13 protein-coding genes are annotated in these 14,523 nt (G+C 56.5%); 2 read left to right on the forward strand and 11 right to left on the reverse strand.

Annotation, left to right across the window (positions count from 1 at the left end; translation table 11 throughout):
- Window positions 1-235: 235 nt before the first annotated feature.
- From secA2 to NNL35_RS29275, 7 genes are all read right to left on the reverse strand, one after another.
- Window positions 236-2,527: an accessory Sec system translocase SecA2 gene (gene secA2 / locus NNL35_RS29240; RefSeq protein ID WP_006679297.1), complete on the reverse strand. Its 2,292-nt coding sequence runs from the start codon at window positions 2,525-2,527 to the stop codon at window positions 236-238.
- A 556-nt stretch (window positions 2,528-3,083) separates the two neighbouring features.
- A complete protein-coding gene (locus NNL35_RS29250) occupies window positions 3,084-3,548 on the reverse strand; it encodes a flavodoxin (protein ID WP_006679295.1) in 465 nt (154 codons plus the stop codon).
- Between the two features lie 117 nt (window positions 3,549-3,665).
- Complete coding sequence (locus NNL35_RS29255; protein ID WP_006679294.1) at window positions 3,666-4,343, reverse strand: hypothetical protein; 678 nt, start codon at window positions 4,341-4,343, stop codon at window positions 3,666-3,668.
- Between the two features lie 158 nt (window positions 4,344-4,501).
- Window positions 4,502-5,053 (reverse strand): GNAT family N-acetyltransferase, encoded by a 552-nt coding sequence (locus NNL35_RS29260; RefSeq protein WP_006679293.1) that lies wholly within the window; start codon window positions 5,051-5,053, stop codon window positions 4,502-4,504.
- A gap of 69 nt (window positions 5,054-5,122) precedes the next feature.
- On the reverse strand, window positions 5,123-5,857 hold the full coding sequence (locus tag NNL35_RS29265; protein WP_006679292.1) for an HAD family hydrolase: 735 nt from the start codon (window positions 5,855-5,857) through the stop codon (window positions 5,123-5,125).
- Between the two features lie 129 nt (window positions 5,858-5,986).
- Window positions 5,987-6,868: a DMT family transporter gene (locus NNL35_RS29270; protein WP_006679291.1), complete on the reverse strand. Its 882-nt coding sequence runs from the start codon at window positions 6,866-6,868 to the stop codon at window positions 5,987-5,989.
- Window positions 6,869-6,973: 105 nt separating this feature from the next.
- Window positions 6,974-7,357 (reverse strand): MmcQ/YjbR family DNA-binding protein, encoded by a 384-nt coding sequence (locus NNL35_RS29275; RefSeq protein ID WP_006679290.1) that lies wholly within the window; start codon window positions 7,355-7,357, stop codon window positions 6,974-6,976.
- Between the two features lie 186 nt (window positions 7,358-7,543).
- On the opposite strand from NNL35_RS29275, the gene NNL35_RS29280 reads away from it, so the two are divergent.
- Window positions 7,544-8,161 carry a TetR/AcrR family transcriptional regulator gene (locus NNL35_RS29280; protein ID WP_006679289.1) on the forward strand — a complete coding sequence of 206 codons (618 nt, stop codon included), beginning with the start codon at window positions 7,544-7,546 and terminating at the stop codon, window positions 8,159-8,161.
- The gene (locus NNL35_RS29285; protein ID WP_006679288.1) at window positions 8,151-9,422 is read left to right on the forward strand and encodes a glycosyltransferase; all 1,272 of its coding nucleotides are present in this window, start codon (window positions 8,151-8,153) and stop codon (window positions 9,420-9,422) included. The genes NNL35_RS29280 and NNL35_RS29285 overlap by 11 nt, the downstream gene beginning before the upstream one ends.
- A gap of 82 nt (window positions 9,423-9,504) precedes the next feature.
- On the opposite strand, the gene NNL35_RS29290 is transcribed toward NNL35_RS29285, so the two are convergent.
- From NNL35_RS29290 to NNL35_RS29305, 4 genes are all read right to left on the reverse strand, one after another.
- Window positions 9,505-11,751: a fibronectin type III domain-containing protein gene (locus NNL35_RS29290; RefSeq protein ID WP_238535447.1), complete on the reverse strand. Its 2,247-nt coding sequence runs from the start codon at window positions 11,749-11,751 to the stop codon at window positions 9,505-9,507.
- 595 nt (window positions 11,752-12,346) lie between these two features.
- Window positions 12,347-12,514, reverse strand: a complete 168-nt coding sequence (locus NNL35_RS29295) for a hypothetical protein (protein WP_254553952.1) — start codon at window positions 12,512-12,514, stop codon at window positions 12,347-12,349.
- Window positions 12,515-13,191: 677 nt separating this feature from the next.
- The gene (locus tag NNL35_RS29300; protein WP_238535454.1) at window positions 13,192-13,863 is read right to left on the reverse strand and encodes a carboxylesterase family protein; all 672 of its coding nucleotides are present in this window, start codon (window positions 13,861-13,863) and stop codon (window positions 13,192-13,194) included.
- Window positions 13,864-13,982: 119 nt separating this feature from the next.
- On the reverse strand, window positions 13,983-14,522 hold the full coding sequence (locus tag NNL35_RS29305; RefSeq protein ID WP_006679393.1) for a hypothetical protein: 540 nt from the start codon (window positions 14,520-14,522) through the stop codon (window positions 13,983-13,985).
- Window position 14,523 lies beyond the last annotated feature (1 nt).

Genomic DNA, 14,523 nt, shown 5'->3' on the forward strand with positions numbered 1-14,523 from the left:
GTGAAATCGGATGTACGAGGTACGAGTGTACGTGAAAGCTGATGTACGAGGTACGAGTGTACGTGAAAGCTGATGTACGAGGTACGAGTGTACGTGAAATCGGATGTACGAAGTACGAGTGTACGTGAAAGCTGATGTACGAGGTACGAGTGTACAAGGCATGAAAATGATGCAGGGAGACCGCATCGCCGACAGCGCTACGGTCTCCCGCATTCTCGCTCTGCCGCCTTGCGGCCTAGAACAGCGAGAAGCGGTTCGGCACCACATGATCGTGCAGCAGATAGGTCCAGGTCGACTGCCGCGGAGGCTTCTCCTCCGGCCATATATCCGGCCCGGACTCATCGAACGCGCGCAGCTCCCGCCGAATGCTGTCCTCGATGAGATGCGGCAAGTCCGCGAAGGCCCCGATAAGCCGCTGATGGAACAGATCGAGCGGATCCTGGCGGCTCAGCCCCTCCAGGTGGAGCCCTTCCCTTACCGTGGATACAAATTCCACATAATCGGACCAACGCTGATCGATATGCAGCAAGGTCACCCGCTTCTCCAGACGTCGCACCCGCTCTGCTCCCCACCGGCGGCACAAGCGCTCATGCCGCGCCGCATCTTCAGCAAGCTTCAGTGGCGGCGGCGCCTCCTCCATCAGCACGCCCCGGCGCCAGGCGGCGATGATGCGCCGCTGCTGCTCCAGCACATCCGCGTAGCGGTTCAACATGCGGCGCCTCTCCGCATTCCGTCCTTCCGCCACCCGCTGAATATGGGCGAGCAGACGGGGAACGGCTGTCCCTCGCAGCGGCTTGTCCGGAGCCGCAGACTGCCACCGTTCCGGGAATGGATACTCTCGGCCGTAGCGATGCAGAAGCGGATCCTCCAGGCTGAGGAAGAAGCGGGACGTCCCCGGATCTCCCTGCCTGCCCGCGCGCCCCCGGAGCTGATCGTCGAGGCGGCGGCTGTCATGCAGATTCGTGCCGATGACGTACAAGCCCCCAAGCTGCGCGATCTTGGCATATTGGGCCGAATCCCCGCCGCCGAGCACGATGTCGACTCCCCGGCCAGCCATGTTCGTCGAGATGGTGACCGCGCCCCAGGTCCCTGCCCGCGCGATCAGCTCCGCCTCCTCCTCGTCATGCTTCGCATTCAGCACGCAGCAAGGCACGCCCGCCTGCAGCAATGCCTGCGCCAGCCGGTCCGATTCCGCCACGCTTGCCGTTCCTACGAGAATCGGCCGGCCCGTACGGTGGACTGACGCGATCTCGGTAAGCAGCGCCCGCTGTTTTCCCAGCAAGTTCGGAAAGACGAGCGGGGGCTCATCCTGCCTCCGGCATGGCCGGTTCGGAGGAATGACGGCCACCTCCAATTGATAGGTGTCCCGCAGCTCTTCCGCCGAGGAGCGGAGCGTACCCGACATGCCGCAGATCGACGGATAGAGGCTCAGCAAATGCTGCAGCGTAATCATGCCGAGAATGCGGCCGCCAGGCTGCGGCGCCACGCCCTCCTTCGCCTCTACAGCCGCCTGCACCCCGTCCGGCCACCTGCGCTTGTCTGCAATGCGGCCGGTGAATTCGTCCACGAGCTCGACCCGCCCCTCCCGGACGATGTAATCGACATCGCTCCGCAGCAGCGCTTCCGCGTGAAGCGCGTGGTGCAGACCCGCGAGCCGGCCGGACTGTTCCGGATCATACAGGCTGCCGCATCCGAGGAGCGCTTCCGCCCGTTCCGCCCCCGCCTCCGTCAAATAGACCTGCCCGCCGGCGTCATCCACATCATAATCAAGCCCCGGCCGCAGCCGCTTCGCCAAGGCCGCCATTCTCTCCGCATCGGCGCGGTCCCCGGGCGGCTTCCCCTCGCCCGCGATAACGAGCGGCACTCTTGCCTCATCAATCAGGATGGAATCAGCCTCGTCAATCAGCGCCAAATGGAACGGGCGCTGCACCAGCGAATCCGAATCCATGCTGAGGCCGTCCCGCAAATAATCGAACCCCGCCTCCTTCGCCGTCACATACGTAACATCGGCCGCATAAGCCGCCCTTCGTTCGGCTGCAGGCATTCCCTCGCGGACACAGCCCACCGTAAGGCCTAAGTACTCATACACCGGCCCCATCCAAGAGGCATCCCTGCCCGCCAAATAATCACTGAAAGTCATCATATGCACACCCTGGCCATATAAGGCATGCAGGCAGGCCGGCAGCACGGCGGCCAGTGTCTTCCCTTCCCCGGTCTGCATCTCGACCAGCTTCCCTTCATGCAAGGCCATGCCGGCCATAAGCTGGACATCGAACAAGCGGATGTTCAGTATGCGCCGCACCGCCTCGTACGTCAGGGCGAACGATTCGATGAGCAGATCATCGGCGCAGACTCCGCCCCGTGCCGCTTGAATCAGCCGGCACGCCCGCTCCCGAAGCCGGGGATCCGTCTCCTGTTCCAACGAGAGAGCGCGTATCGCCTGGAGCCGTTCCCCGTAAGGCTTGAGCTTCCGGAACCGGAGCGCGCGCTCCAATCGATTCCGTATGCGATAATGAATAGATTCCATGAAAATCCTCCCTTATCTGTACGATCACCGTATCTGTGAGATCGGAGTGTCGTGCGACAAGGCGGTTTTCTGGATCTTTGATCATCCGAAGCAAAATAACCCGCAGGGCGCTCATCCTGCTCACATAGCGCATGGATTGCACCCCATGGTTGCAGAGCAAGGCCTGCGGCCGAAAGAGCATGATCGACAAGGACAGCATCTCCTGGCGCTGGGCCGTATTTTCCCCCAGCAGCAGGACGCAGATCGGCACTCTGGTTCTCATCTTTTCCAGACAACGAGAAAAGAAGCCAGCCACTCCGAACAGCCCCGCCGCTGCGACGGCCATCCAGAGCAGCATCCGGACGACAGCGCCCGTCATGCCGTGCCAACTATCCGCTTCCGTCTGATGCCCCCATAGCCACAGCCGCGGTCGCAGCTGCAACCGGTTCAACGCCAATTCCTCCATAGGCTCCATCCCTCGCTCCGCAGGTTTAAGCAGTTTCATAAGTATGTACGGCACAAGGAGCCCTCCGTTCCATCACGGAAGACTCCTCTCCATAAAATCGCATGCATCCAATTATTGCTGCACGGTCGTCCCATGAACGACGCTGTTAACCAAATTCCTTCCGAACGCCCGGCATAATTCTTTGTCCAAGTCGGACGGGGTCAGCTCGACCTTCAAGCCGTCCTGCACGATCTCGCTCCCCAATTCCCGCAGCCGATCAACCAGAATATCGACCGCTTTGCCTACTTGGGCATAGCATGAATCGCACGAGCCGAACACGGCCGCTTTGGTCCCGCTCAGATCAAGGTCTTCCATATCATCGTAAAAATCGAGAAATTCGTACGGCAGCTCTCCATCTCCCCAAGTGTAGGCGCCAAGCAGGATTCCGTCATATCCGGCCAAGTCGGCCGCATTGGCATCCGTAACCTCCATTACAGTGAGATCCTCTCCGGCTTCGCGAACCCCTGCTGCAATCGCATCGGCCATCTCCTCCGTATTTCCGCTCATACTGGCATATATCAAAATGATCTTCGCCATTCTCTCATCCCATCCTTTCCTTATCTCGACCCATCATCACCCCGGCATCGCCAACGGCGCTATGGGAAATCGTATCGTCAAAGCGAGTAAATCCCCTTTTCCTGCAAAAAAACTGATTTAGTGATACAGGCCGCTGCCCGCCGGCCCCTCATTCATGACCCCGAGCATCAAGCGCACAAAATCAAGCGAAGAATGATAATGCTCCTCCTTCGGGCGGAAGGCATACGCCGAGCCATTCATCAAGGCATAGATTTCGATTCGGTCCGGCAGCCGGCCAAAAGCCTTGTATGCGAAGACGAGTGCAAATTGAACGTAGGCTTTAAATACTTGCGGCTCATCGGCGACCACATACTTCCGTATGACGAGAGACGAATCCGTGCACTCGGCCACCTGGAGCGTCATCGACAGATCTGCTCCCAATTCCACAGCCTGGACGTTCATCTTCTCCCCTAACAGCAGCGCATGGCCGGGGGCTTCCTCAGTCAAGTATTCATCCAAAAAGTGAAATACCGAACGCTTGATTCGCAAATAATGCTGTTCCGACGGGAAACGGTCCCGCTCCGGCGTCCAATAGCTCTCCATATCGCACAGGACGGAAGCGGCCGTTCTCGCCTCGGGAGCACGTGAATAATACGCATGCACGATCTGATTGACCGACGCTTGCGCCGCATACACCCAGCTCGATTCATGAGCATTCCGGCACTTGCGATAATAACAATGCCGGCAGCGGACGAACCGTTCGATGTCCTCATCGCTGAGCCGCTCCTTCGGCACCGGTATTCCCGGCAATGACATGGGATTCCTCCTTATCGCTTAATCTACTGATAATGATTATCATTATTAACGACAGCTCTATTTTATTACAACCTGAGCCCCGCTTCAACCCGCAAAATCGCAGCATAGCTGTACACAGCAAAAAAACACAGGCGGTCCGCCGCCTGTGTCTGTCCCTACTATGATGCCCCAAGGTTAAAATAATGCTGGGTGTTTATCCTAGCTTTCTTTTCATACAAATTGGCGCTCCAGCCTTCTCCGGTTGCTGTCCGCACAAAAGCAAAACCAGCCTTCGTATAATACTGGTTCAGGCCTTTATTTTCGGCCATGCAATCCAGCCGGAAGAACCGTTTCCCTTCGCTTTTCACATATTCCTCGGCCCGTTCCAGCAGCCTGTATCCTAGCCTCATCCCGCTGTATTTTCTGCTGACGACGAGCCGATGCAGGTAACTCGATTCCTCATTGTCAAGCTCTCGCCATATCGCAGTGTCGCTCCATTGAATGGCAAAGCATCCGATTCCGTCCCCGCCTGCCAAGGCGATGAACACTTCCCTCTCCTGCATGAAGCGCTTCATATACGCGTCGGTAAAAGCGTGCTCATCCCAGAGCCTAATGCCGCGCGCGGCTCTCCAGCGGGCAGCTTCCACATACAGCTCTTGCAGCAGGGCAATATGCTCCGAAGCGGCCCGTTGAATCACAAGGGAACGGGCGGCGATATTCGCGGCGGCCATCTATATATTCGCCTGCCTTTCTGATGATAATGGAAGGGCGGAAGATGTTACCGAGAGGCACGGCACGCCTCATCCCTGGGCCGAAGCCCGTGACTGCTCCAACGTGCGGATGATCTCCTCCAGACTCATATCGGCCAATGAGGCCAATTGCAGATCGACATGATCGAACGAGAAAAGGCGGGTCACCCGGTTCGGCACGGCGACGCAAGACAGGCCGGCTGCCTTCGCCGCCAGCGTCCCGACAAGGGAATCCTCGAACGCGATCGTCTCCTCCGGCTTCACGCCGAGCTTCTCCACCGCCTTCCGGTATATCTCCGGATCCGGCTTCACCTTGGCGGCATCGTCCCGCGTCTGCAGCACATCGAAATAATCAATAAGCCCGCAGCGCTTAATATGCTCTACGGCCCAGGCGGCCGAGGCGCTGGAAGCGAGGGCCACGCGCAGGCCGATGCGGCGCGCATCCTCCAGCAGCTGCTTCACGCCCGGCATCACATCCAATTCCGCGATTAATTCGGTGTACATTTCCCGGTGACGGCGGTGCAGCCCCTCCCGATCGACAGGCTTGCCGAGCTGCTCATCCAAGTAATCGCAGGCCAGCTGCCATGTCTGAATGCCGCCGACCCACTCCTTCCATACCTCCAGCGGCATGTCCAGATCGAAGCTCCGAACGAGCTCGCAGAAGGAATCGTAGCTGGCTGTCTCCGTATCTACAATGAGTCCGTCAAAATCCAACGCAATCGCCTTGATCGCCACATTCCCGCCTCCTTCCCAATCCACTCCGTTATTTTCCGTTATAAAGAACATACTTCCATACCTCGCTGCTTATTTCCTTCTACTGAACCAATCACGATGTACGGCACTTCATCAGATATGCGCCCTTCCAGACCTGCGGGTTCAAGAAAATCTGCCGTATCCTGGTGCAGCTTATGATTGTCAGCTTGTAAGGTATTCTTGTCTGGATTCCGGCTTCCACAGCGAACCGGCCATCCCGGCAAAAATAAGCACGATGCCGGCAAGCTGCAGCAGTGTCGGACGAAATCCGGTAAAGACCGTATCAAGCAGAATGGCGACCGCCGGATCGACAAAGATGAGTGCGGATATGATCCGGGCCGACAAATTGCGAAGGCTGTCAAAAAACAAATAATAGACAAAACCGGTATGGATCAGCCCGGTCGCCGCAATATACGCCCAATTATATGGCGTCAGGCTGTGGAACGCGCCGAAGTCCACAAAGGGCAGCAGCAGAAAGACGCCTAACAGCGTCTGCAGCACCGTCATCAGGTAGGCGCTCATAACGTTGATGCCTTTGCCCAGCAGCGTCGTCCCGGCATAGAACAGCGCGGCCAGCAGTGCCCAGCCGGCGCCTGTAGACCATACCTCCCGCCACGACAAGCCCTGATCGAGGCCGATGACGAACAGCGTGCCGACGAAGCAGACGAGGATGGAGAGCGCCGCCAGCAGCGTCATTTTCTCACGGAACAGGAAGCTCCCCAAGATGAGGACAAAGACAGGCGCGAGATGATAGATTGAAATCGAGATGGTGACCGACATCGTCTCGAAGGATCGGAACAGAAAGACCCAATTCAGGACGAGGAACACGCCGCACGCCAGAACCTGAATCACTTCTCTTCCGATGTATCGCTCCCGCTTGGCCTGGCCGGTCAGCACCCAGCACAGGCTGAGGAACAAGGTCGCGCAGATGCAGCGGACGAACACCAATTCAAGCGCGGGCAAGCCCGTCTGCTGCGAGAAAAAGCCGACGGAGCCGAAGATAGCCATCGACAGCGTCAACTTCAATTTGGGGAATGAATTCATATGCAAGTTCAACTCCGCTATAAAGACTGATGTATTCCCCCATCATACCCGTTCTCGGGCGAGGCGGCAATTCTTGAGGCGTGATCGCCGCGATTTTCCGCAGTGTCAAGTCTGCGGCTTCACCTGCTTCACGAGACGCTTCGGGGCCGCGCGCAAATAAGCCTCCTCGATCAGATCGCCCAGTTCATCCCAATCCAAAGTCTCATCCGTCTTGATCGATACCCAGCCGTGATGGCCGATATAAGGCGTTTTCATAAAGCCGCCCTGCTGGAGCAAAATATCCTGCGTCTCCCGGTCCGACTTGAACGACAGGCCGGGCACTTTGCCGTTTTCCCCCATAATGACGAATGATTTGCCCTTCACCTTGAAGGTGTTGTGGCCGAATCCGTCAATGATCTCTTCCACTTCCGGCAGCGCGCTGCAGATGCGGCGCACCCGCTCCAGCATTTCCAGCCCTTCCGGCGATGTCATGCCTTCTCTTGGTTCCATACCGTCATGCCCCTTCCACATTCCTGCAGACGTTCAATGTTGTCCCGATTATAGCACAGCGGCGAGAAGATCCGAAAAGAGGACAGTTAAAGCTCAAATGTATTGACCATATGGTCAACGCGCAGTATAATAGCATCACATCAATTGACCACATGGTCAAACCTCAGAATTGGGAGGCATGTTGGAATGGACAAACGGGATGTGCTGCTTCAAGCGGCCTTGTCGGAGTTTTCCATGAAAGGGTATGAAGCCGCTTCGACGAATCGGATAATCCAGTCAGCTGGCGTATCCAAGGGCATCTTATTTCATTATTACGGGGATAAGCAGTCGCTATATATGGCCGTGGTCCGGCATTGCAACGATTTCGTCATGGAAGCGATGCAGCGCGAGATGGAACATATGTCAGACGATATCTTCGAGGCGCTGGTTCAGCTCTCTGCCGCCAAGCGCAAGCTGTTCCTGGAGCATGCTCCGATATTCGGCGTGCTTCGCTCCGCCTTTGCCAGCCCTCCGAAGGCATTGCGCCAAGAACTGAAGCAGATGCAGCAGCAGATGGAGAATCAATACGTCCCGCTGCTGAAGGAGCGAGTGAATCACGCGCATTTCCGCGAAGGGGTCGATCCCGATCAAGCCCTCCAGTTTATCCTGATCTCCTTGGAGGCGCTCGTTGCGCATCAACTGGCCCAGAACGGCCCCCCTTCGCTCGACGATTCGACGGCAGAAGGGGATTCCGGTCTAGCGCCTTTTCTGGACATGTTAAAGTACGGAGTCTACAGAACAGGACAATACGGTTATGAAAATTAATCTTCTCACATTGGGGACACGCGGAGATGTGCAGCCCTTCGTCGCGCTCGGGATGAAGCTTCAGAACGCGGGACATGCCGTGACTGTAGTAACAGCAGAGAACTTCAAGCCGTTCGTCGAGCGGCATGGGCTCTCCTGCAGCCCGATCCGGGCCCGCTTTCTGGATCTGGCCCAATCCGAGGAAGGCAAGCAAATGCTAGGCGGCAACCCGCTCGCGATCATACGGAATATGAAGAAGCTCATGTATCCGATGATGGAGCAAATGCTTGCCGATCTGTGGGCGGCCTCCCAGGAAACCGAAGCGCTTATCTTCCATCCGAAGGCATTGGGCGGCGCCGATATCGCCGAGAAGTTGGATATTCCGGTCTTCGCGGCTCACCCCGTGCCCTTGCTTATGCCGACCTCGCGCTTCGCGAATCCGGCCCTCCCGTTGGATACGGGCATGGGCTGGTTGAATCGGATGAGCTATTCCATGAATCGTCTAATCTCCGCTCCTTTCCTGAATCTGTTGAACCGGTGGAGACGGGAGACGCTCGGCTTGCCGGCTCGGAGGCTGTTCACCCCTGATCTGAGAATCAACGGACGAGATATTCCTGTCCTGTACGGATGCAGTCCTGCCGTTGTTCCCTATGACCCGCGTTGGGAGGATCGTGTCTGTATGGCCGGGTTCTGGTATTTGCCGGAGACAGAGCCATGGCAGGCTCCCCAGCAATTAGCCGCTTTCCTGAGTCAAGGCCCTGCCCCGCTGGCAATCAGCTTCAGTAGCATGCCGTTGAAGCAGCCGGAGCGCATTCTCGCGATGATGATAGCAGCGTTGCAGCGGGCAGGGCAAAGAGGCGTTATCCTAACCGGCGGAAGCGGTATGCAGGCGGAGAAACCGTTGGATGACGACAGCCTCTTCCTTATCGAATCGGCCCCTCATGACTGGCTGTTTCCACGGACGACGGGGATCATTCACCATGGAGGAGCAGGTACGACCGCTTCTGCATTGCGGGCCGGCAAGCCGATGCTCGTCTGCCCGTTCGTTGGCGATCAGCCGTTCTGGGCGAGGCGAATGCGGCAATTGGGCGCAGCGCCTGCCCCTCTCCGCGAGAAGGATATGACGGTTGACTCGCTCACTGCCCGCTTGAGGGAACTTGCCCGGAACGAGAGCCTGTCGCGGAGCGCGCACACGCTTGCCGAGACGATACGGCAAGAGCACGGCCTGGAACAAACCTTGCAATTCATCCATCGCAAGATCGAGCAGTTCCGGCGGCGCTGAAGCTCGTGCATGCTGCGAAGCCCCTCGCTCGCCGTTCCGGCCAAGCAAGGGGCTGCAAGGAGCTGCACCGTAGGATGCTGTCTTACCGCTTCACGTACACCGGATCCGAGTTGTTCCGCGTGCCGACCGCTTTAATAATGAACTCATAGGAACGGCTCGAATCGAGGTTGTTCACGGAGTGCGTATATTGGGTCTGTCCTGCGGCCGCCGGAATATAGGCGCTCCAGTTGGTGCCAGCCTGGCCGTTCTTCTCATAGATGCGGAAGCCTCTGACCGGCTCGGAGCTGGAAGAAGGCATCTTCCACGAGAGATCGGCCCGCTTGCCGCTGAAGGTGAGCTTCGCCTGCTCGACCTTGTCCGGCTTGCCGTCCGTGCGCTTAATCGCGTACTCGTCATAGACGGCCGGCTTCGCCTTGTCCGCCGTATAGGCCGTCAGCTTGAGCACATCATCCGCAATCGAGACATCGACGAACATTTTCTTGAACGGCTGCTCATTAATGGCCGCAAAATAATCATTATAGCCCGGATACTTCGTGTAAAATTTCTCGCCGAGGGAATTCGGCATCAGATAGATGCTTCCCGGCGGGTTCAGCACGCGGCCCTGCCCATCCTTCGGCACGTTCTTCACCGGAACGTCGTTCAGCATCTGATACGAACGCATATACATGTGGTCGTGCGCCTCGAACACGATATCGATGCCCATCTCATCGAACACCGGAACGAGATATTTTTTATAAAATTGAATCCGGCCGTCCTCCCATTGACCTGCGTTGTCGCCTGCCGAATATGGGCCTTTGTGAAGCGACACGAACTTCCACTTCTTATCCGTCTTGGCGACCTGGAGCCGCATCCAATCCAGTTGGGCCCAGAACTCGTCATCCGCCCAATCGACATCCTTGCCGTTGGACTTCAGCTCGCCCTCGAACTGCGAATTGATGACGAGGAAGAGCGCGTCGCCATATTCGAACGAGTAAATCGAGCCTTCATGCGCCCCGTTCACCCCGGCGCTAAGCGGCACGTTGAAATGATTATAGAAGTTCCGGTTCGGCGTCGTCTCGTCGCCGTCATAATCCTGCACTTCATGCCCTCCGAGCACCGGAACGAAAGGAACCTGAGCCAATTCTTCCTGAGCGACGCCCAGCATCCACTGCCACTGCTCCTCCAAATCGCCGTTGTCGACCAGGTCGCCGACGTTGATCAGGAATTTCGGATCGCCGATCTGGTCAATGGCTTTACGGAACGTGTCCTGCCACTTCTCGAAGGCGGACAGCTTCGAAGCTTGGGAATCGGATCCGACGATGAAGTGGTACGGCTGATTGCCCGCGGCATCAGTCGTGAAGCTTCCAATCCGGCTCCAGCCTGCGTCATCCCCGTTACCGACCCGGTACTTGTAAGCGGTGCCCGGCTTCAGGTTGACGGCGGAAGCGCGGTGGCTGATGAAGGTCGTATACTTTTTCTTCTCGCGATCCTTGGCGCTCATGAACGTCTTGATCGCTTCCGCGCTGCCGTTGAAGACCAGCGCCTCTTGGACAGGGAATTCGCTTCCCTGCATTTTGGACGCTTCCACGACCTGCAGCACCGTGCCCGTCATCTGATCCGTATACCAGGCGAGCGCAATGCTCGTCTTCGGATCGCCGTTGAACGTCATATTGACGAGCCGCGGCGTATGCCCCGAACCATCAATGCGCTCGCCCGCGATGCGCACGTCTTTGATGCGGCTGGAGCCGGCGCTGCCGACGCCGCCCGACTCCCCGGATGTTCTTGCATCCGAATTGACAACCCACCGTACATAGAGCAGCGGCTCGTTGTTGGCCTCCTTCGGAAGCGGCTTGTTGATCAGCTTGCATGCGTTATTTTTACAGTTAAAATTATGGGTCTCCATCTTAAGAACGCCGCCCTGGATGTCGGTCCATGTCCGGTTATCGAGACTGAATTGCGCCTTGAAATCCCGCGGCCCCGTGCCTGAAGAGGTCTGGGTCGACGATACCGTAATATTTTTGAAGCCGGTGGTCGGCACCGTCGCGAGCCAATATTTCGTCCCTACCCCGCGATCCCAGCCTTGGTACGTAATCGCGTTGTCGCTGTAGTATTCATAGGTCCCGCCCACATTCTTGAATAATGCGGCATTCTTGTAAGCCCCGGAGGCCGCGGGAAAAATTCCGTTGTCTCCCGCATCCTTGAATACCCATTGGGCAATCGCTTCCTGCTGCGCAAGCAGCTGTTGCTGATCTCCTTCCGCCGCGGCGGGTCCCGGGACATGGATGACAGCCAGCATGAATGCCATCAGCAGGCATAGCATGCGATTTCCTGTTCGTCTCAATTCCTTCACCTCTCTCGCTCATGTGCACAACTTCTGACTTCGCTCGATGTTAAGGATGACACAGCAGTTCTGCTACAGGAAATAATCCGCAGCTCCCTCCCCTCCACTGTTCCTATTCGCTTTTAGCCTACAACATAGGATTCATTGATTTCCAGAACGTATCTTATCTATTTTTCGGAATTTCAACATATCTTCTTGTCATTTTCTGATGCATACGGCCATAACAAAAAGGGACTGCCCCCTACTTCATTAAATAATGACGAGAGACAAGACGGGATAACGATGAAGGCGGGAAGTGCGGAAGACGGCGGCGGGTAATGCCGCGGAAAATGGATGAGGCAGCGTAATCCTGCGTAAACCAGGCTGTTGAGAAAGTACAAGCGATTTTTTGGGACTTCATTTTTTATGTGGTGGATCTCGTCTCTTAGTAGAAAAAATCGATTTACAACGCTATGCGTGCCAAGTTTTGAGCAGGAAAATGGACAATCTCCACCCCTTCGTAAAAAACAGGGGTTTTCCAACGACCTGAAAACTGCACCATTTCCCTAGACACGTCTATCCGGTAGGTGAAATCCGCAAAACTACGCGATTTCTCCAGACACTTCTATTCGGTAAGCGAAATCCTGCGCAAATACAGCAATTCGATAATGACGACTTTACCAGAAATGGAATCCTGCAAAACTGCAGGAATTTCACACGTTTTGCTTCGACTTGAAGCAAGAGGGCCATAAATGATGTAGATTTGCAGCAATTCCTCGGGATGTGGACTCATTGAGCCGAAATTCCTGTAAAATAGCAGCAATTCTCTCCACACGTTCAAGCCCCGAGAGGCAACGAGGCGATGATACCTCCTGGAGGCGATGATGCCCCCAGGATCCGACGCAGTCTCTTGGATTCCGTAAAATCAGGCCGTTTGAGAAGTCTGTGGGAATTTCTCCACTTCATTTTTTATATAGTGGATCTCGTCTCTCAGTAGAAAAAATCGACTTGAGTGCCAAGTTTTGATTAGGTAAATGGACATCTCCACCCTTTCGTAAAAACAGGGGTTTCCAACAGCCTGGTAAACGCAGCAATTTTCGTAACTTGAGTTGCGAATTTTGATGAGATTCCTGCAAAAGCGCATCATTTCGCCGATTTTTGCTTTCAATCCATTGGCATGGCTCAAATTAATGTTGTTTTGCAGGAATTGCTCCAACGGAATAAACGTTATAAGGGAAACCTGCATTTTGGCAGTTTTTTCGGGAAGTCGAGCCGTGGAAGGAAGGTGGGGCCGCAGGCGCCACCGAAGGCACCAGACAAGTAGAACGAACAAATTGAACCAACCTTCACATCAAAGAATTAGAATGATGAATACTTGGACATGTCCGGCAAAGCGCGCGACTCTTTTACACAGGTTGGGGCCGGCTCACCGCAGCGAAGAACTGCTTGTGAGGCAGCCCCCCGCCTGGCTTATCTCTCAGGCCTGCTGCGCAGCGAATGCTGCAGCAGCCAGTCGTACAGCTCGTCATTGTTATACGTCTCGGTCCACGAATCATGACCGGCCTCGGGGTACACGGTCAGCTTCACATCGCCGCCCGCGTCCCGGAGCGCTTCAACCATCGCTTCCGATTGGCTTAGCGGAACGACCGTATCCTTCGCCCCATGGAAGACCCAGACCGGAACCTGCTTCAATAGCGAGACCTGCTGCGGGTTGTTGCCCCCGCAGATCGGCACCAGCGCTGCGAACCGATCCGGGTAAGCTATTCCGAGGCTCCAGGTGCCGAATCCGCCCATGCTTAATCCCGTCACATAGATCCGATCCGTATCCGCCCGGTAAGCGGCTGTAACCTCATCGAGCAGCGCGATCACCGCGTCCATCTCCAACTGCCAGTGCGAATGCTCCGGGCATTGCGGCGCGATGACGATGAACGGCAGATCGGCATAATCCGCCAGCTTGGGAGGACCGTGAACCTTCACCTTGTCCAGATCATCACCCCGCTCGCCTGCCCCGTGAAGGAACAGAAGGACCGGCCATTTTTTGTCGGAAGAGGCTTCATATTGCTCCGGCAAATGAAGCAAATATTGAATATGTACCGTTTTGCGAATCTGGGTATCCAGGGTATGCGCGGTTAGAGCCATCATTCGTCACCTCACGTGTTCGAATTCCGCTGCGGCAGCATTGCTCCCTTCATTGTAGCATGAATGCGTTCACCATGGCTGTAGAAGGTATGGCCCATGACCCGCCGCCCTCTCGTTCCCGGCTACTTCGTCCCTTCGCTCTGGCCTGCGACGCTCCAGCGATGCGCATATTGCCGCAGCCGCGGATGCGTCTCTTCCGGCTCGGATGCCAGCAGGAGGCGGAGCTTCCCGATCCATTCCGCGAAGGAAGAGAAGGATGCAAGCTGGTTGGCGGTCTCCGGCGTCACATATAAGAAATAAGGAGAGGGATACTTCTCCGTCAGATGGCGAAGCGCGGCATCGAGCGGCGTATACTTCTTCCGCTTGCCTTCCCAGTCTTCGACGGCCGCCTTCGCACCGCCCCGATCCCGGGCCCATTGCTCCAGCCGGTTCAACCGCTTATAATAGGCGGTCGCGGTTCCCTTCGCCATTCGCTTCACCGTCTCCTCATGGATCGGATACAGCACCAGTATTTTGAAGGCATACATCGCGGCATATTCCGCGGCCCGATCGAGCTCTTCCTCCGTGGCCCGTTCAAAAGAATCGTAGTAAATGAGCGTTCCTTTCTCCTTCTCGACCGGCGGCTCATAGCCATACGGTACGGTTATGTTGCTGCGTCCCATG

It is taken from the genome of Paenibacillus dendritiformis (assembly GCF_945605565.1).
Lineage (GTDB): Bacteria > Bacillota > Bacilli > Paenibacillales > Paenibacillaceae > Paenibacillus_B > Paenibacillus_B dendritiformis_A.

What these genes read in the sequence shown, in the direction of transcription:
- NNL35_RS29250 (WP_006679295.1), bottom strand. Translation starts at nt 3,548, where the DNA reads ATGGCGAAGATCATTTTGATATATGCCAGTATGAGCGGAAATACGGAG.
- NNL35_RS29275 (WP_006679290.1), bottom strand. Translation starts at nt 7,357, where the DNA reads ATGGAACCAAGAGAAGGCATGACATCGCCGGAAGGGCTGGAAATGCTG.
- NNL35_RS29260 (WP_006679293.1), bottom strand. Translation starts at nt 5,053, where the DNA reads ATGGCCGCCGCGAATATCGCCGCCCGTTCCCTTGTGATTCAACGGGCC.
- NNL35_RS29265 (WP_006679292.1), bottom strand. Translation starts at nt 5,857, where the DNA reads ATGTTCTTTATAACGGAAAATAACGGAGTGGATTGGGAAGGAGGCGGG.
- NNL35_RS29285 (WP_006679288.1), top strand. Translation starts at nt 8,151, where the DNA reads ATGAAAATTAATCTTCTCACATTGGGGACACGCGGAGATGTGCAGCCC.
- NNL35_RS29295 (WP_254553952.1), bottom strand. Translation starts at nt 12,514, where the DNA reads ATGAGTCCACATCCCGAGGAATTGCTGCAAATCTACATCATTTATGGC.
- NNL35_RS29270 (WP_006679291.1), bottom strand. Translation starts at nt 6,868, where the DNA reads ATGAATTCATTCCCCAAATTGAAGTTGACGCTGTCGATGGCTATCTTC.
- secA2 (WP_006679297.1), bottom strand. Translation starts at nt 2,527, where the DNA reads ATGGAATCTATTCATTATCGCATACGGAATCGATTGGAGCGCGCGCTC.
- NNL35_RS29300 (WP_238535454.1), bottom strand. Translation starts at nt 13,863, where the DNA reads ATGATGGCTCTAACCGCGCATACCCTGGATACCCAGATTCGCAAAACG.
- NNL35_RS29255 (WP_006679294.1), bottom strand. Translation starts at nt 4,343, where the DNA reads ATGTCATTGCCGGGAATACCGGTGCCGAAGGAGCGGCTCAGCGATGAG.
- NNL35_RS29280 (WP_006679289.1), top strand. Translation starts at nt 7,544, where the DNA reads ATGGACAAACGGGATGTGCTGCTTCAAGCGGCCTTGTCGGAGTTTTCC.
- NNL35_RS29305 (WP_006679393.1), bottom strand. Translation starts at nt 14,522, where the DNA reads ATGGGACGCAGCAACATAACCGTACCGTATGGCTATGAGCCGCCGGTC.